The organism is Paraburkholderia sp. BL6669N2 (assembly GCF_003387275.1).
In the GTDB taxonomy this organism is placed as follows: Bacteria; Pseudomonadota; Gammaproteobacteria; order Burkholderiales; family Burkholderiaceae; genus Paraburkholderia.
This window is the reverse complement of the sequence record NZ_QUNA01000001.1, coordinates 351,036-368,416: the sequence shown is the minus strand read 5'-3', so window position 1 is coordinate 368,416 and position 17,381 is coordinate 351,036. Positions and strand designations below refer to the sequence as shown.

General features: G+C 62.3%; 11 protein-coding genes. 7 read left to right on the top strand and 4 right to left on the bottom strand.

What is annotated here, in order from left to right:
* Positions 1-21 precede the first annotated feature (21 nt).
* Positions 22-1,641, top strand: a complete 1,620-nt coding sequence (locus B0G80_RS01535) for an intermembrane transport protein PqiB (RefSeq protein ID WP_116116730.1) — start codon at positions 22-24, stop codon at positions 1,639-1,641.
* Positions 1,642-1,701: 60 nt separating this feature from the next.
* Here B0G80_RS01535 and ilvB read toward each other — a convergent pair whose 3' ends face one another.
* A complete protein-coding gene (gene ilvB, locus B0G80_RS01530; protein ID WP_181919888.1) occupies positions 1,702-3,567 on the bottom strand; it encodes a biosynthetic-type acetolactate synthase large subunit in 1,866 nt (621 codons plus the stop codon).
* A 311-nt stretch (positions 3,568-3,878) separates the two neighbouring features.
* On the bottom strand, positions 3,879-6,710 hold the full coding sequence (locus B0G80_RS01525; protein ID WP_116119469.1) for a 2-oxoglutarate dehydrogenase E1 component: 2,832 nt from the start codon (positions 6,708-6,710) through the stop codon (positions 3,879-3,881).
* A gap of 497 nt (positions 6,711-7,207) precedes the next feature.
* Here B0G80_RS01525 and B0G80_RS01520 point away from each other — a divergent pair, with 497 nt between their 5' ends.
* Both B0G80_RS01520 and mug read left to right on the top strand, forming a co-directional pair.
* Positions 7,208-8,236: a GlxA family transcriptional regulator gene (locus B0G80_RS01520; protein WP_116116728.1), complete on the top strand. Its 1,029-nt coding sequence runs from the start codon at positions 7,208-7,210 to the stop codon at positions 8,234-8,236.
* A gap of 55 nt (positions 8,237-8,291) precedes the next feature.
* The gene (mug, locus tag B0G80_RS01515; RefSeq protein WP_116116727.1) at positions 8,292-8,858 is read left to right on the top strand and encodes a G/U mismatch-specific DNA glycosylase; all 567 of its coding nucleotides are present in this window, start codon (positions 8,292-8,294) and stop codon (positions 8,856-8,858) included.
* A 58-nt stretch (positions 8,859-8,916) separates the two neighbouring features.
* Here the strand turns inward: mug and B0G80_RS01510 are convergent, their stop codons facing one another.
* Positions 8,917-9,687 (bottom strand): LysR substrate-binding domain-containing protein, encoded by a 771-nt coding sequence (locus B0G80_RS01510; protein WP_258878943.1) that lies wholly within the window; start codon positions 9,685-9,687, stop codon positions 8,917-8,919.
* Between the two features lie 666 nt (positions 9,688-10,353).
* Between B0G80_RS01510 and B0G80_RS01505 the strand changes: the two genes are divergently transcribed.
* From B0G80_RS01505 to B0G80_RS01490, 4 genes are all read left to right on the top strand, one after another.
* The gene (locus B0G80_RS01505) at positions 10,354-11,028 is read left to right on the top strand and encodes an antibiotic biosynthesis monooxygenase (protein WP_116116726.1); all 675 of its coding nucleotides are present in this window, start codon (positions 10,354-10,356) and stop codon (positions 11,026-11,028) included.
* A 318-nt stretch (positions 11,029-11,346) separates the two neighbouring features.
* Positions 11,347-12,960: an MFS transporter gene (locus tag B0G80_RS01500; protein ID WP_220377437.1), complete on the top strand. Its 1,614-nt coding sequence runs from the start codon at positions 11,347-11,349 to the stop codon at positions 12,958-12,960.
* A gap of 12 nt (positions 12,961-12,972) precedes the next feature.
* Complete coding sequence (locus tag B0G80_RS01495) at positions 12,973-14,058, top strand: HlyD family secretion protein (protein ID WP_116116725.1); 1,086 nt, start codon at positions 12,973-12,975, stop codon at positions 14,056-14,058.
* Complete coding sequence (locus B0G80_RS01490; protein WP_116116724.1) at positions 14,055-15,593, top strand: efflux transporter outer membrane subunit; 1,539 nt, start codon at positions 14,055-14,057, stop codon at positions 15,591-15,593. Before B0G80_RS01495 ends, B0G80_RS01490 begins: the two co-directional genes overlap by 4 nt.
* 138 nt (positions 15,594-15,731) lie before the next feature.
* Here the strand turns inward: B0G80_RS01490 and B0G80_RS01485 are convergent, their stop codons facing one another.
* Positions 15,732-17,057 (bottom strand): epoxide hydrolase family protein, encoded by a 1,326-nt coding sequence (locus tag B0G80_RS01485; RefSeq protein ID WP_116116723.1) that lies wholly within the window; start codon positions 17,055-17,057, stop codon positions 15,732-15,734.
* Between the last annotated feature and the right edge of the window lie 324 nt (positions 17,058-17,381).

Genomic DNA, 17,381 nt, shown 5'->3' with positions numbered 1-17,381 from the left:
GCCATGCTTCGGAACCTCGCCATGAGTAGCCAACAAGGACCCGCCCTGCCGCCCGAGCTGCCCGATCCCGACATCACGCCACAGCGCAGCTGGCTGCCCTCGCTCGTCTGGGTCGTGCCGCTGATCGCGGCGTTGATCGGTCTCGCGCTCGTCATCAAGGCGGTCACCGAGCGCGGTCCGGCGATCACGATCGTCTTCGACAACGCCGAAGGCATCGAACCCGGCAAGACCCAGGTGAAGTACAAGGACGTCGAAATCGGTTCGGTGAAGTCGATCACACTGTCGCCGGATCGGACCCACGTGCAGATCGCCGTGCAACTCACCAAGCAGGCGGAGCGCTTCGCGGTCAAGGACACCCGCTTCTGGGTGGTTCGCCCCCGCGTGGGCGCCGCCGGCGTATCGGGCATCGGCACGCTGCTCTCGGGCGCGTATATCGGCGTGGACGTCGGCCGCTCCACGCAAACGCAAACCGAGTTCGTCGGACTGGAGGCGCCGCCGCCCATCACCGCAAACCAGAAAGGCCATCGCTTCACGCTGCATGGCGATTCGCTCGGCTCGATCGACATCGGCTCACCGATTTTCTACCGGCGCGTGCAGGTGGGCCAGGTCTACGGTATTTCGCTCGACAAGGGCGGCACGGGCGTGACGATGCAGGTGTTCGTCGCCGCGCCGTACGATCAGTACGTCGGCACCAATTCGCGCTGGTGGCATGCGAGCGGCGTCAATGTGCGGCTCGATTCGGACGGCTTCGTAGTCAACACGCAGTCGCTCGCGACGATTCTGGTCGGCGGCCTCGCATTCCAGACGCCGCCAGGCCAGCCGATGGGTACACTCGCCGCGGAGAAAACCGGCTTCCGGCTCGCCGCCGACGAAGTGGATGCCATGCGCGCGCCGGACGGCGCGCCGGTACGTGCGGTGATGATCTTCAATCAGTCGCTGCGTGGGCTGTCGGTTGGCGCGACGGTCGACTTCCGGGGCATCGTGCTGGGCCAGGTGACGGACATCGGCGTCGAATACGATCCGGACGCGCGCAGCTTCGTCATGCCGGTAACGCTGGATCTGTACCCCGACCGGCTGCGCCGGCGCTCCCGTGGCGCGACGATGCCCGAGGCGGGTAGCGCGGCCAGCCACGAACTATTGCGGCGCCTCGTCGAGCGCGGCCTGCGTGGGCAATTGCGCACCGGCAACCTGCTGACGGGCCAGTTGTATATCGCGCTCGACATCTTCCCCAACGCCGCGCCCGTCAAGTTCGACACCAACAGCGAGCCGATCCGGCTGCCGACCATTCCGAACACGCTCGACGCGTTGCAGACGCAGGTGGCCGACATTGCGAAGAAGCTCGACCGGATTCCATTCGATCAGATCGGCTCGAATCTGAACACGTCGCTGAAAAACGCCGACGCGCTGTTCAACCGGCTGAACAACGAGGTCCTGCCGCAGGCGCGCGACACACTCGCCGCCGCGCGGCAAACCTTCGGCTCGGCCGAGGCGACTTTGCAGCAGGACTCGCCAATGCAGTCGGATGTGCATCAGGCGCTGCAGGAGTTGACCCGCACGCTGCAATCGCTGAACGCGCTGGCGGACTATCTGGAACGCCATCCGGAGTCGCTGGTGCGCGGCAAACCTGGAGAGAAGCCATGACTTCCTCGCGGCCCTGCTCTGCCTGGCTTGCGTGACAGCGACGGAGTGCGTCTCGTATGGCTAGAACATATCCGCGGCCGCCTGACGCTCCGTGCCCTTCCCTTTGGCTTCCGGCTCTGCCCGGCACGGAATAAACGGCCCGGTGACCATGTTCGCGTAGCTTTGCCCCGGCCCCACCATCGGAAACACATCGGCGTTCTCGTCGACCATCACTTCGAGGAAAGCCGGTCCGTCGAATTCCACAAAGGCCTTAAGCTGCTCCTCGAGTTCGCTCATGGCTGCAACGCGACGCGCAAACTCAAACCCGTCCGCCCGTGCCGCCATGACAAAATCCTTGCGATGCAGCGACTTGTCGCTCACGCACAGGCGTCCCTCGTAAAAGAGACGCTGCCATTGCCGGATCATGCCGTCACCGAGATTGTTGAGCAACAGAACTTTGACTGGCACGCCATAAGTGGTGGCCGTTTCCAGGTCGCCAATATTCATGCGGATGCTGCCGTCACCGTCGATATCGATGACAAGCGCATCCGGCCGCGCCAATTGAGCGCCGATAGCCGCGGGCAGTCCGAAACCCATGGTCCCCATGCTGCCTGAAGTCAGGAAACTGCGTGGTTCCGCAAAGTCGAAAAACTGCGCCGCCCACATTTGATGCTGGCCGACGCCCGTGGTGACGATTGCTCGCCCGCCGGTCAGGTCGCTGAGCTTTTCGACGACGAATTGCGGCTGAATTGCCGGACTATTGCGGTCGTAGTTCATCCCGTAGACCCGCTTCAATTCCTTGATACGATCGGGCCATTCCATCGTCCGCGGCGCCGCTGGGCCATGGTTCATCAATGACAGCAAGGTATCCTTAGCGTCGCCGACGTGCGTCCAGTGCGCGCGTTTCACCTTGTCGATTTCCGCCTCGTCGATGTCGATGTGCGCGACATACCGCGCTCTGGGCGCAAAGGCATCAGGCCGGCCACCGGCGACCCGATCGTCGAAGCGGGCGCCCACCGCGATCAGGAAGTCACAGTCTTCCACCGCGTAGTTCGCACACGCTGCGCCGTGCATGCCCAGCATGCCGAGCCCCAGTTCGTGTTTCACGGATATGGCGCCAAGACCCATCAACGTGGTCACCACGGGGATGCCGAAACGTTCGGCAAACTGACGCAACTCAGCCGTCGCGCCGGCCGTGATAATGCCGCCGCCGGCATACAGCAGCGGCCGTCTGCTTTGCGCCAGCAGATCGAAGAAGCCGGCGCGCTTATCCTCGTCGAGGCGAGCGCCATTCGCCACCATTCGAAGACGGTCGGAATACCCTCTGAATTCCAGCGTACCTTGCCCACGGTAAGTGCCCGTCCAGTTCTGGATGTCCTTCGGCACATCCACGACGACCGGACCTGGACGGCCGGTGCGCGCGACTTCGAAGGCAGTCCGCAGCGTCTGTTCGAGCTTCGCCGGGTCGGTCACCAGAAACACCTGTTTCGCGCACGCCGACATAATGTTGAAGACAGGCGCTTCCTGAAATGCATCCGTGCCGATCATGGCACGAGGCACCTGTCCGCATATGAGGACGACGGGGATCGAATCGCCGTTGCAGTCGGCGATCGGCGTTACCGCGTTCGTCGCGCCGGGGCCGGACGTCACCATGAATACGCCGACCTTTCCACTCGCGCGCGCGTAGCCGGCAGCCATGAAGCCGGCGGCCTGTTCATTGGCGGGCACGACGAGTTTGATCTGGCGCTCGGGCGTTTGCGCGTGCATTTCGTTGAAGCGAAACACGGCGTCGTACGTCGGCAAAATTGCGCCGCCGCTATAGCCGAATACGGTATCGACGCCCTGTTCGCTAAGTACGCGCAGGATGATGTCGGCACCCGACATCGAGTCGCCGGCAGTTGGCGGTTTCAGAAGAGCGTCTAAAGCAACGTTTGGGTTTTGGGTCATGGCTGACTCGCATGGAAACGGGCGCTGAAAATATCAGCGGCCAAATTAAAGACGATTTCCCTTCCAACTCGAGAACAGCGTATGTTCCTTACCAGCTTATGGGCGATTGCTTCGACGGGTTCTCCGTACAAAGCGCAACCCATCTAGCACTTTTATGATGTGCGTCTGGAAGTATCGTGAGAAACGGCTTTATTCATTCTGACAACGATCGAGGCTGCCCACACGCATAAAAGAGCTTGTATCCGGGTCAGGATAGGCCGGATTTGAGCCATTGCGGCGATGCACCGGCATCACCGCAATACGCATGCCCGTCAGCCCGCGAACGCACTCGAAACCAGCGCTGCCTGCCGCGCCGCGTGGACCGCGTGATAACCGGGCGCGGTCGATGCGGAAGCCGCCGGCCCTGCATACCGCAGTTGCGCGGCCGAAGGCAGGATCTCACGCAACTGCGGTTCGACGAAGCTCCACGCGCCCTGGTTGCGCGACTCCTCCTGACACCAGACCACCGTCTTCGGATTCGGATAACGCGCGAGTTCCGCGGCGAGTTGCCGGGACGGAAACGGATAGAGTTGTTCGACGCGAATGAGCGGCGTATCGGCAACACCCGACGTGCGGCGATGTTCCAGCAGATCGAAATAGACCTTGCCTGAAGACACGATCACGCGCTCCACACTCGACGCCCGCGACGCCTCAGCCTGCGTATCCGCCAGGATCTCGCGGAACCCACCCCTGGCGAGATCGTCGAGCGTGCTGACGGCTTCCGGATGACGCAACAGCGACTTGGGCGTCATCACGACGAGCGGCGGGCGATCGAAGACAGCCGCTTGCATTCTCAGCAAGTGGAACAGCTGGGCAGGCGTGGTTGGCTGGACGACCCGCATGTTGTCCTGCGCGCAAAGTTGCAGATATCGCTCGAGCCTCGCCGACGCGTGTTCCGGTCCCTGCCCGTCCTGTCCGTGTGGCAGGAACAGCGTCAACCCGCTGAGTTGCCCCCACTTTGCGGCGCCCGCCGCGATGAACTGATCGATCACGACCTGCGCACCATTCGCGAAGTCCCCGAACTGCGCTTCCCACACGACGAGCGCATTGCGGTTCACGGTCGAGTAGCCATACTCGAAAGCCAGCACGGCCGCCTCCGACAGAATGGAGTTCGTCACGGTGAACCGGCCTTGCCCCTCGCCGATATGCTCCAGCGGAATGTAGACGCCCTCCGAGCGGCTCGTGCGCGTCTGATTGTGCAGAACCGCATGTCGATGATTGAACGTGCCTCGCGCGCTATCCTGCCCGCTCAGGCGGACATCGATTCCGGCGTCCAGCAACGAGGCGAATGCCATATGCTCGCCCATGCCCCAATCGAGCGGCTTGTTTCCCGCCGCCATCTCGCGGCGTGCGGCAATCATCTTGCTGACCAGCGGATGCAACTCATAGCCGTGCGGAACGGTCGAGACCTGCTGCGCCAGCGCACGCACCTGCTCAGGCAACGGCGGGCCATACTGCACCGGGCCGGCATAGTCTTCGAGAAACGTCGGCCATGCGGGTATGTCGTCCGGCTGAACGGCCACCTCGACCGCGTTGCTCTCTCTCGCGTGTTCGAGACTTTCGCGCTGCGCTTCGAAGTAGTCCTTGACCTGATCCGGCGTCACCACGCCTTCCTTGATCAACCGCTGGGCATACACGGTCCTCACACCCGGATGGCTGGCAATTGCGCGGTACATGAGAGGCTGCGTGATGGCGGGCGTGTCCTGTTCCTGATGTCCGTACTTGCGAAAGCAGACGAGATCGATCACCACGCTGCGCCTGAAGGCCGTGCGATAGTCGAGCGCGAGGCGCACCGTCATGGCCACCGCTTCCGGGTCGTCCGCGTTGACATGCAGAACCGGCGCCTCGATCATCTTCGCGATGTCGGTGGTGTAGAACGACGAGCGCGTATCGCGCGGATCCGAGGTCGTAAAGCCGATCTGGTTGTTGACGACCACGTGGACGGTTCCGCCCGTGCCGTGTCCGCGTGTGTAAGTCAGGCTTAACGTCTCCATCACGACGCCCTGCCCGGACATTGCCGCGTCGCCGTGAATTTCGACGGGCAGCACGCCGCTGCTGTCGCCGTCGTCCGAGGCGTCTGCCTTCGCGCGAGCCATGCCTTGCACGACCGGGTTGACGATTTCCAGGTGCGAGGGATTGAACGCAAGCACGACGTCGACCGGCCCTTCGTCCGTCTGCGTGACACTGCTGTAGCCTTTGTGATACTTGACGTCGCCGGCCGGCAAAGGGTCGCCGCTCCTGCCCTCGAACTCGTCGAAGAGCGCGCGCAAAGGCTTGCCGACAATGTTCACCAGCACGTTCAAACGCCCGCGGTGCGCCATGCCCATCACCACCGTGTTGACCTTCTTCGATGCGCCATAGCGGACGAGTTCATCCAGCAACACGATCAACGATTCACCGCCTTCCAGCGAGAAGCGCTTTTGCCCGACATAGCGCGTGTGCAAGTACTTCTCGAGTCCTTCAGCAGCCGTCAGACGTTCGAGAAAGCGGTTTTTCTCCGCTACCGAAAACGAAGGTTTTGCGCGGGTCGACTCGAGTTGCATCTGCCACCAACGGCGTTCGCCCGCATCCGTCAAATGCATGAACTCGGCGCCGAGTGTGCCCGTATAGGTCTGTTCCAGTGCCGTGACGATGTCTTGCAACGTGGCGTCTTCGTCGAATAGAAACGTGTCGGCGGTGCTGAATCGCGTGGACATATCGGCTGCCGACAAACCGTAGAACGCCGGCGTCAGTTCGACCGAAGCCCGTGGCGGCGTCCACAGCAGCGGGTCCAGTTTCGCCTTGCGGGTGCCGACCAAGCGGAACGCGGCAATCAGCGACTGCACGGCCACCTGTTTTCTGGCGATCGCCAGGCCGTCGTCGAGCCTGATCTCGGTGGCGCGCGAGCGCTTGCCCAGATCGACGAAGGTGGAAACCACGGGCGCGTGCGGCTCGTCGTCGCGGTCGCTGCCGTCGATGGCGGGTGTTTCGCGCAACGCATCGAAATACGCGCGCCACTCGTGCGCGACCGATGCCGGGTCGGCCAGGTAGAGTTCATATTGCTCCTCGACGTAGGGCGCATTGCCCCCGAACAGAAAAGAGCTTTGAATTTTTTCCGTCAGCATGATCAATCTGTCCTCCGTTCGCGTCAGGTCCCAACTTCGACCGTGACATGTGTGAGGCGGCTGTTGCCCCATCGTGGCCAGCCCGGCGCGCAACCAGGGGCTAGGGACGGACGTGCATTTCGCCGGCGACAGATTCTCTGGCGCGCCCGGGCTTCACGTTCCCAGCCGCATTGATGAGAACAAGCATAGGTAGTCGGCGCAGCGACTGAGTGCATGGTTAGCGCAGTCGCTGGCCAATAGAGGCGAGGTTTGGGCCACGTAGCCGGTGGCGCCATGCGCGACGGCCAACGAACGTGTCTGCGCGCTGCCTGGCAGTATTCCGTGGGCTACATACCCTCACGTGGTGTAACAAGTGAATTTCGGGCCAGCGCATTTATCCCGTGGCGCTTCGCTCTTATAGTAGGTGCAGCGAAGAGACACCTGTGTCGCGAACCGGCGGGTAAACCGCTCACCGGACGCGCGCATGAACGCCGGCAACGAGGAACGAGGGTCACGTCATGAAAGTCGCCATTGTTATATTCGATGATGTGCAGGCGCTGGATGTCGCTGGCCCGCTGGACGTATTCGCGGAAGCAAACACATTTTTGCCCGAGCACCAGAAATACGAGGTCGTTCTCGTAGCAAACGAGGCCGGCACCGTGGCCTGCTCGAACGGGATGCGACTCACGGTTCCCCACGCCTATGCGGACTTCGACACGCCATTCGATTTGCTGCTGGTGGCAGGCGGACCACGCTTGCCGGATGTCGAGCCACGGCCCGAATTTCTGAAGTGGCTGCAAGACCAGGCAGGCGGCGCAAGCCGGTTCGGTTCCGTTTGCAACGGAGCATTCGTGCTCGCGCGCGCCGGGCTGCTCGACGGCAAGGAAGTGACCACGCACTGGGCCGATGCAAGCCGGCTCGCCGACGAGTTTCCGCAGGCCTCCGTGCAGCCCGACCGGATCTTCATCCGCGATGGACGCCTGTTCACCTCGGCCGGCGTGACGGCGGGCATCGACCTGTGTCTTTCGCTCGTGGCCGAAGACTGGGGGCACGAACTGGCGGTGCGGGTTGCGAAACGTCTGGTGGTCTACATCCAGCGGGAAGGCGGACAGTCTCAGTACAGTCCTTACGTGGGAGTGCGCAAGGACCAGGATCCGATAGTCGGCAAGGTGCTGCGCTACGTGACCGAGCACATAACCGATGCGCTGTCGATTGAACAGCTTGCCAGCGCTGTGTCCGTCAGCCGCCGTACCTTCTCGCGCCTGTTCGCGAAGTATGCGAAGGTGACGCCGTCGGCGTTTGTCGAACAGGTTCGCGTCGACACCGCGAGGAAACTGCTCGAAGAGACCGATGCCCCTCTGAAGACCGTGGCGTTCAATTGTGGTTTTCACAGCGCCACGCATATGCGAGCCACTTTCTTCCGACGCCTCAACGTCACGCCCAGACAGTATCGCCAACGATTCCGTGGTACGGTGGCCAGGCAGCAGCGGGTAGCGAGCGACGCGAAAGAGCAGATCGAAACAGCGGAACTGGAAACGGTCGACTAGATCGCGGATCCACGCAGGTTTGTGGCCGCCCGGTGCCTCGAATTTACTTCATGTAATGAACAGACTTACACCCTCCGTGACTCGCGCCGATCTGCATCAATCTCTTCCTGATCTCCTTGAGCCGGGTTTATCCATTGTGTTTTGCGGTATCAATCCCGGCATGCAAGCGGCGTCGACCGGCCGTCATTTTGCGGGCCGAGGCAATCGGTTCTGGCGGACCCTTCATCTGGCGGGTTTCACTCCCGAACAGATCGGGCCCGACGACGACTACACGCTTCTCCAGCACGGTTGTGGTCTCACCACGGTGGTCTCGCGTCCGACCGCGCGAGCGGACCAATTGACCTCATGGGAATTCAAGGCGGCCGCGACGGAGTTCGAGCGGAAGATTGAAGGCTATGCGCCGCAATGCGTGGCCTTCCTCGGCAAGATGGCGCTCAGCGCAATGTCGGGCAGCCGCGACATCGAGTGGGGGCAGCAGCCCACTGCATTCGGCGGCGCCCGCGCGTGGGTGCTGCCCAATCCCAGCGGCCTGAACCGGACATTCAGCCTCGATGCGCTGGTGACTGCCTACCGCGAGCTTCGTCTTGCCGTCGCGCCGGCAGGGTCGGTCAGGTCGGCTTGAACGACTCGCAGTATCGACGAGCCCGCACAAAAAATATTCGTGCCCCCGGCACACCCTATTACACCGAACGCAAAATTCCAGAAGTTTCATTCAGAGCCGTCGCGGTCTCCATGTGTTGTTGAAGATGCACGTTTCTGCGCAGGGTCTCGGTCACGAACTCCACGAAGGCCCGAATCTTACCGCTCGCGCCGCGCCGCTCCACATGCAGCAAGTTGACAGGTGTCGACTCGGGTTCGAATGCCGTCAAGACCGGCAGCAATCTTCCGTTGAGTACCTCGGGCGCCGCCTGGTAGGAAAACAGTTGCGTTATTCCCACCCGATCGACGGCGGCCATCACGGCCGCGGGCGCCAGATTGACGGTCATTCGCGGCTGAACCCGCACCGATAGCCGCGAGCCATTCTCGTAAAACGTCCATTCCAGCGGATTCGTCACGCCCGTGAGGGACACGCAGTGGTGATCCGCAAGCTCCCTGGGATGAACCGGTTCGCCATGCGCTGCGAGATAAGCCGGAGCCGCGTAGGTTCGACGTCGTACAAAACCCAGCGGAATGGCATAGATCGACGAATCGCCCAGGTGGCCGATGCGGATGGCGACATCCACGCCCTCCTCGAGAAGTCGCGTGGTGCGATCGACGTACACCGCGTTGATGCTGACGTCCGGATAACGCTGGGCGTACGCATCGATTAACGGAGCGATAAAGCGCTGGCCGAACAGCACCGGCGCGGAAATAGTCAGTGTGCCCACCGGGTTGTCCTGACAGGCCGCGACATCCGCTTCCGCGTCCGTGACGGCATCCAACACTTTACGGCAGGCATCGAGGTACGACATACCCGCCTCGGTCGGCCTGACTGAACGGGTTGTTCGCGCAAGCAGTTGCGCACCCAAACGGGCTTCGAGCGACGTGAGCGCCCGCGACACCGCGGGGGGCGGACATGCCAAGTTTGTCCGCCGCGCTGGTAAAACTGCCTCCGTCGACGATGGCTACGAACACCTCCATCTCACGTAATCTGTCCATCCTGATTCCAACTTCAATGTGTTTGCAGCTTGCCGCTAGACCTGCGCCCTCGTTATAGGGACGTCGCGTCATCGGACGCCAGGGAGATGCCGCGATATTAAGCGCCATGCCTTGCATGGAGACGCGCTCTTTGCGTGGTTGGCACGAAGAAGACCACAAATGGCCCAATTTCGAACTCTTTAAACCAGCAAACGAAAACGGCCTTTGCGATATTCCTTCCCGCTGGCATTGGCTTTGTTGAGCAAACGGAAAGTGACTGTTTCCCGACCGGCTCGGCGCCTGGTTATCCACGACAGCCTGGCAGAATTCGCGCATGGAATGGCCCAATACGCGGCCTGCTGGCGCTTCAAGAAACCCTCTGCTTCTCCGACAATCAGCTCACCCATCGCGCGACAGTCACATGGTGATGAATCGACTGCATCGCTGCGACTCCATGTCCTGCCACACGGCCAGGCGTCCTCAACCAGACCAAGGAATCCATGTTTTCTGCAATGCTCGAAGTCAATCCGTTATCCGAACAATTCGACGCCTATCTCGGCATGGCCAGGATGCTGCGCCCGGAACTCGATGCGATCGAGGGTTTCGTCGACAACACCCGCTACGCGAGCCTGACACGCCAGGGATGGCTGCTCTCGCTATCGAGCTGGCGCGATGAGAAGTCGCTGGTTCGCTGGCGAGTGACGACGAACCATCACAAGGTGCAGCAGGCGGCGCGCGACCGCGTGTTTGCCGACTATCGGCTGCGCATTGGCCAGACCGTCGCGGATACGTGCGTGCCGGCCGGGCAGACGTTGGTCGAGCAACGCCTCGATGCAACCGAAACGGGACTTGGCAAGGCGGTTACGCTACTCGATGCGCAACACGCGTCGGACTGGGTCAAGCAGGCGGGCGCGGAGGCGGTTGCTCAGGCGCTCGGACTCGATACGAAGGCGCCCGGCCTCGTCGCCTGGGACGCTTTCGACGCGCTGATAACGCCGGGCGACGTCATCGCGGTAGCGACGTGGGACGACCTCGCGGCCGCTGAAGCCTTCGAGCGCAATACGACGCTGCCGAAGTCCGTACGCTTGCGGCACATTCGCGTTGTCCGGGAGTACGGAATGTTCGATCGCCGCGAGGCGCCTCAATACTTCGCAGAGGTGCAGCCCAAGGCATGAGCCGGACGTAGGCCAATACCGGCATCTCGTCACGAGGCAACTGCTCGCGCTGCCCCAGGTTGATGAAATCTGTTCTGTCTAAAGAGCAGATTCATCAACTCGGGTGAGTGTGTTGTCCTGGTCTTTTCAGCGACGCTGACATTGGCCAGATTTGCGCATCAAATGGCCTGATACGCGACCTGTATCGGCTGTTAGAAAGCCGGGCCTCCTCCTAGAATTCATAAACCCAATGCGCGGCAGCAATGCTTTGCGAGCGCCGGGCGCAACACGGAGATTTCCCAACGACATGCCGCAATGAACACTGGTAGCCGGACCCTTATGAACATCGCCAACCCACCGATAACTGGAACAGGAGAAACGAAGCTCGCGCCATCGACGACGCCGGCCTCGGGGACTTCAGTACAGCAAGCGCCGACCCATGCGACATTGCCCCTACGCCTCGCGATCGGCCTGCTCGGCATGTTGCTGGCCTCTCTGCTGGCGATATTGAACGAACAGGTCACCGCTGTCGCGCTCACGGATATTCGCGGCGCGTTCTCGATCGGACGGGACGACGGGACCTGGCTGACCACCCTGTTCGAAGCAACCAACGTCGCCACCATGGTATTCGCGCCATGGTTCGGCGTGACGTTCACGCTCAAGCGCTTCACGATCGGCGCCGTGCTCGCCGTGATGGTCCTTGGATTGCTCTGCCCGTTTGCACCGAACCTGCTGACGCTCTATGTATTGCGCGCGCTGCAGGGCGTCGCCGGCGGATGTCTGCCGCCGATGCTGATCATCGTCGCGCTGCGTTATCTGCCACCGAAGGTCAAGTTATACGGGCTCGCGGGCTATGCGCTGACCGCGACCTTCGGACCGGCGCTCGGCACGCCGCTCGCCGCGTTGTGGACGGAATATGTCGGCTGGCAAATGGCCTTCTGGCAGATCGTGCCGCTTGGACTCGTCAGCTGCGTGGCAATCTATCAGGGACTGCCGGCGGATCCCGCCAGACTCGAACGGCTGCGCTCATTCAACTGGACCGGCTTCCTGCTCGGGTATCCCGCCATCGCCATGCTCGTGATCGGCCTGCTGCAGGGTGATCGCCTCGACTGGCTGCACTCCACCTTCATCTCCACGATGTTTTGCGGCGGGACGCTGTTGCTCGCGGCGTTTCTCGTCAACGAGTGGTTTCATCCTCTGCCGTTTTTCAGGCTTCAGCTGCTTGCGCGCAGGAACTTCGCGCATGGGCTGCTGACCCTGGTGGGTGCGGTGATCCTGCTGGTGGGCGTGGCCGCCATACCCAGTCAGTATCTCGCGCAGATTCACGGTTACAGGCCGCTGCAAACCACGCCGCTGTTTTTGCTGGTGGCCATTCCCCTTCTGATTGCGCTGCCCGCGACCGCCGCGCTGCTCAATCTCCAGCAGATCGACCATCGCTGGGTCATGGCCGCCGGACTTTGCCTGATGGCCGTCTCGTGCTTTCTGGGAAGCTTCGTCACCTCCGACTGGATTCGCAATAATTTCTACTGGCTTCAGTCGTTACAGATCCTCGCGCAACCGATGATCATCATGGGAATCCTGATGGGCGTCACCACCGGTTTGCCGCCAACGGAAGGACCGTTTGCCTCGGCCATGTTCAACACAGTCAAGACATTTTCCGGCGCCGCGGCAAGCGGTCTCATTGAAGGTCTCGGCACCGCGCGCGAGCATTTTCATTCGGGCATGCTGGTCGACCACCTGGGCAACAACGCGCTGGTCACGAGCCAGAGCCTCGATGCCGCTCACGGTCTCGGTGAACTCGCACACCGGATCCACGAGCAGGCCGTCGTGCTCACGTCGGCGGATCTCTATCGCGTGATGGCGGGCATCGCCGTCGCCTTTCTTTTCGTTATCCCGGTGTTGCCCGTGCGGGTCTATCCGCCCTGGAGCACGACGCAGCCCTCCTCCCGTTAAGCGACGCTATCCATGTCATCCGCTACCCGACTTTCTCCCGGAACGATTCGTCTTGCCGCGTTCGCGGTCATACTCGGCGCTGCCGTACTGGCCTGTATAGGGCTATTTTCCAGTTCATCTACCGAGACCACGAACGATGCGTACGTGACGGCCGATTTCACGCTGGTCGCGCCGCGTGTCGCGGGTCAGGTTTCGGAGGTGCTCGTCGAAGATAACCAGCAGGTCAAGGCCAGTCAATTGCTGGTTCGCATCGACGATCGCGACTTTCGCGCCGCGTTGATGAGTGCCGAGGCGGACGTGGTGGCCGCCAAAGCATCGGTGGCGAACTATGAAGCCGAAATCGCGCGGCAGCCCGCGCTCGTCGATCAGGCTCGCGCCACGCTGCGCGCGGATGACGCGACGCTCGAATTCGCGCGCGCGAATGCCGCGCGCTACCGCAATCTCTCGGAGACCGGTGCGGGAACGACCCAGGAGCAGCAGCATGCCGCGAGCGCGCTGGCCGAGGAACTCGCGCAGCAGGCGCGCAACCGCGCCGCGCTCGTGGCGACCGGGCAGAACCTCGACGTTCTGAAGACACAGCGCGACAAGGCGGCGGGCGCGTTGGCGCATGCCGAAGCCATGCTCGAACAGGCGAAACTCAACCTGTCGTACACGGAGATTCATGCGCCCATCGACGGCAAGGTCGGTCGGCGTTCGGCACGCGTCGGCGCATTCGTGACGACCGGTGCGCCGCTGCTTGCGATCGTCCCGCTGTCGGACGCCTATATCGTCGCCAACTACCAGGAGAACCAGCTCGCCCGGATGCGACCCGGCGACAGCGTGCGCATCAAGGTCGACAGCATGCCTGATGTGACGATCCGCGGACACGTCGATAGTCTTGCGCCTGCTACAGGTGTCAGCTTCGCGCCTATCGCACCCGACAACGCAACGGGCAACTTCACCAAGATCGTGCAGCGCGTGCCGGTCAGGATCACCATCGATCACGGACAGCAGGCCGCGTCCGCACTGAGCGTCGGGTTGTCGGTGGAAACGGAGGTCGCCGTCGGCAAGCATGCCGATACGCGGATCGCGCGGGTCGCGGGAGCGGACGCGAAATGAACGCGAGCGACTTCTCCCTGCGCACGCCGGCGCTCGCGTTGCTGCTGTGCTCCCTGCTCACGGGCTGCCTGGTCGGTCCGAACTTCGAAGCTCCGCAGACGGCCACGCCCGATGTGTTCAGCCGCACCCGGAGCGCGCAGGCCGCGAGCAGGGCCGTCGAATCCGGATTCACGCCGCAATGGTGGACGCTGTTCAACGATCCGGTACTGGACTCGCTCGAACAGCAGCTGACCGATGCAAACCTGGATGTCGCGGCAGCCTCGGCGCGTCTGCGGCAAAGCCGGGCGCAGCAGCGCATTGCCGGTGCCGACCAATATCCGACGCTGACCGGCGCCGCCTCCTACAACCGCGAGCGCGGCAGTCCGAACGGCATCCTGTCGCTGCTTGGCGTCACGCCGACGGGAAGTCAGACGCAGTCGGCCTCGGGCAGCGCGCCGCTCGGTGTCGCGCCGTTGCCGGGCGCCAAGGGCTCGCCCGCTTACGATCTGTACCAGTTCGGCTTCGACGCGTCATGGGAGCTTGACTTCTGGGGCCGCGTGCGACGCGGTGTCGAGGCCGCCTCGGCGCTCTCCGATGCCTCTTACGAGGACCGTAACGCGATCCTGCTGTCCGCCCGCGCCGAACTCGCGCGCGACTACATCCAGTTGCGCGACACACAGGCGCTGCTGCAGATCGCGAAACAGAACCTCGACATCGCCCACGATGCCACGAAGCTCACGCAGAACCGCGTGCATGAAGGCGTCACGACGGACCTGGACGTGGCCAACGCGATGGCCCAGGCGGAGTCGATCGAAAGCCTGATCCCGACACTCGAATCACGCAGCACGACCACGATCAATGCGATAGGCGTGCTGCTGGCGAAGGAACCGGGCGCGTTGCAAGCGGTGCTCGCCGAGCCGCGCGATGTGCCGGCATTGCCCGATCAGGTGCCGATCGGCGTGCCGTCGGAACTGGTGCAGCGCCGGCCCGACATCCGCAAAGCCGAGGCCCAGCTGCATGCGGCCACCGCGACGATCGGCATGGCGAAGGCCGACTTCTATCCGCGCATCTCGCTGAACGGCAGCGCCGGATTCCAGAGTCTGCAACTGTCGAATCTGGCCGACTGGGCGTCCGGCCAGTTTGTCGTGGGACCGTCGATCACGCTGCCGATCTTCGAAGGCGGACGTCTCAAGGGCACGCTTCATCTGCGCGAGGCACAACAGCAGGAGGCGGCGATCGTCTACCAGCATACCGTGCTTCAGGCATGGCGCGAGGTGGACGACGCGCTGGTCGTCTATGACGCCGAACAGCGCCGGCGCGACCGGTTGAAAACGGTTGTCGGTCTGAACCAGCGTGCGCTGTCGATTGCGCAGCAACGGTACAAGGCGGGTGCGGTCGATTTCCTCGACGTGCTGAATGTGCAGAGACAGCTGCTTGAAGCGCAGAGCAATCTGGAGCAAAGCAGGGCTGAAGCCGACGCGAACCTCATCACGCTGTGCAAGGTGCTGGGTGGCGGATGGGAATCGACGTATGCCGGGCAGGATAGTCGTCATTGAAACCGTGCCCTGCCGCGTACAACAAGATGTGTCTATGAAGACTATGCTCCCGTCGCCGGCCTCCCGCCAACAGGAGGCCGACGAACATGTATCTTTACGACCCCGCCAACCGTTGCAGCATCACCTATATTCCTGTTTTCAGCGCAGCGACCGGAAACTCACGCGAACCTCTTCCGAGAAAACTTGCGGCTGCTCCCAAGCCGCAAAATGTCCGCCTTTGGGAAGGCGATTATAGTGAATCAGCTTCGGATACGCGTTCGCTGCCCAGCTCTGCGGCGCAGCGTAGATTTCATCCGGAAAGACGCTGACGGCAACCGGGATGGCAACGTGTTTGGGAGCGAAGAAGTTGAGCTTGTTTTCCCAATACAACCGGCCTGACGAGATTGCCGTGTTCGTGAGCCAATAGAGCGTCACGTTGTCGAGCACGTCGTCTCGCGTGAGCCCTTCGGGCTGGCCGTCGAACACGCGCGCGATCAGCGCCTGGCTGGCCGAGTCGTGGTCGAGCATCCACGCGGCGAGACCGACCGGCGAATCCTCGATGCCGTACAGCGTCTGCGGGCGGTTCGCCATCTCCAATGCGTACCCCAAGCCGTGTTTGTAGAAATAGTCGAGCTGATCGAACGCGTGCTTTTCATCGGGCGAGAGACCTGCTGGCGCCGGCTCTCCGAGCTTGAGTGCCTGTGCGACGTTGTCCGGCACAGTTGCCGGCATATTGGTGTGAATGCCGAGCAGTTCCGGCGGTGCCAGCAGAGCCATCTGCTCCGTGACAGCATTGCCCCAATCGCCGCCTTGCGCCACATATCGCGTGTAGCCGAGCCGTTTCATCAGTACGACCCAGGCGCGTGCAATCCGAACGGGATCCCAGCCGGTCGCCGTCGGTTTGCCCGAGAACCCGTAACCGGGGAGCGACGGAATCACCACATCGAATGCGTCCGACGCCGCTCCGCCATGGGCGGCCGGATTGGTCAGCGGACCGATGATCTTCAACTGCTCGATGATCGAACCGGGCCACCCGTGCGTGACGATAATCGGCAACGCATTGGCATCCTTCGAACGAACGTGGATGAAATGAATGTCGACCCCATCGATCTCGGTGACGAACTGCGGCAGCGCGTTCAGCCTCGCTTCGACTTTGCGCCAGTCATAGTCGGTCGCCCAATACCGCGCGAGCTTCTGCATTGTTGCAAGCTGCACGCCTTGTGACGCATCAGTTACCGTCTCGCGGTCGGGCCACCTGGTTGCCTTGATGCGCCGCTTCAATTCGATGAGTTGCGATTCCGGCGCGTGCACACGAAGTGGACGAATGGCGGCCTTGTCACCCCCACTCGACTTCGTGACTTCCGTGATTGGTTGACTCGTCTGCGCGAACGCGAGTCGACTCAACGAGCCCGCAACAGCGGCCGCCGCGGCCACGCCGATAAACCGCCGGCGCGACGGGGTCTGGGGAAGAATATTGTCTGCCATACAAGCTCCTGTTGGCAAAGAGTCCAATGAGGCGAAGCGATGAGTACGGCACCAACGCAATATTTTGGGCAAGCACCTTCACGATTGTCCAATTGAGCCGCCTGTAGAGGCAGCCGGTTGGCAGGCCTCGCATCGTTATCGCTTCGACCGACCGCAAACCGTAGTTCGCGGTAGTTGTTCCGATTGTGTGGAAGCCCGGCCGCCGGGTAAACGGTCAGGTTAGAACAACAGTTGTGTCGGCCGCGAACAAATCCAGCATTCCTTCGCATCGCTCAATATCTCGCCCTGATTCTTGATTGACAGTGCGGTCATGCTCATTGGTAT

Excerpts from the sequence above, each read along its gene's own strand:
- B0G80_RS01495 (WP_116116725.1), top strand. The coding sequence starts at position 12,973 with ATGTCATCCGCTACCCGACTTTCTCCCGGAACGATTCGTCTTGCCGCG.
- B0G80_RS01485 (WP_116116723.1), bottom strand. The coding sequence starts at position 17,057 with ATGGCAGACAATATTCTTCCCCAGACCCCGTCGCGCCGGCGGTTTATC.
- B0G80_RS01490 (WP_116116724.1), top strand. The coding sequence starts at position 14,055 with ATGAACGCGAGCGACTTCTCCCTGCGCACGCCGGCGCTCGCGTTGCTG.
- ilvB (WP_181919888.1), bottom strand. The coding sequence starts at position 3,567 with ATGACCCAAAACCCAAACGTTGCTTTAGACGCTCTTCTGAAACCGCCA.
- B0G80_RS01535 (WP_116116730.1), top strand. The coding sequence starts at position 22 with ATGAGTAGCCAACAAGGACCCGCCCTGCCGCCCGAGCTGCCCGATCCC.
- B0G80_RS01525 (WP_116119469.1), bottom strand. The coding sequence starts at position 6,710 with ATGCTGACGGAAAAAATTCAAAGCTCTTTTCTGTTCGGGGGCAATGCG.
- B0G80_RS01520 (WP_116116728.1), top strand. The coding sequence starts at position 7,208 with ATGAAAGTCGCCATTGTTATATTCGATGATGTGCAGGCGCTGGATGTC.
- B0G80_RS01505 (WP_116116726.1), top strand. The coding sequence starts at position 10,354 with ATGTTTTCTGCAATGCTCGAAGTCAATCCGTTATCCGAACAATTCGAC.
- B0G80_RS01510 (WP_258878943.1), bottom strand. The coding sequence starts at position 9,687 with ATGTCGTACCTCGATGCCTGCCGTAAAGTGTTGGATGCCGTCACGGAC.
- mug (WP_116116727.1), top strand. The coding sequence starts at position 8,292 with ATGAACAGACTTACACCCTCCGTGACTCGCGCCGATCTGCATCAATCT.
- B0G80_RS01500 (WP_220377437.1), top strand. The coding sequence starts at position 11,347 with ATGAACATCGCCAACCCACCGATAACTGGAACAGGAGAAACGAAGCTC.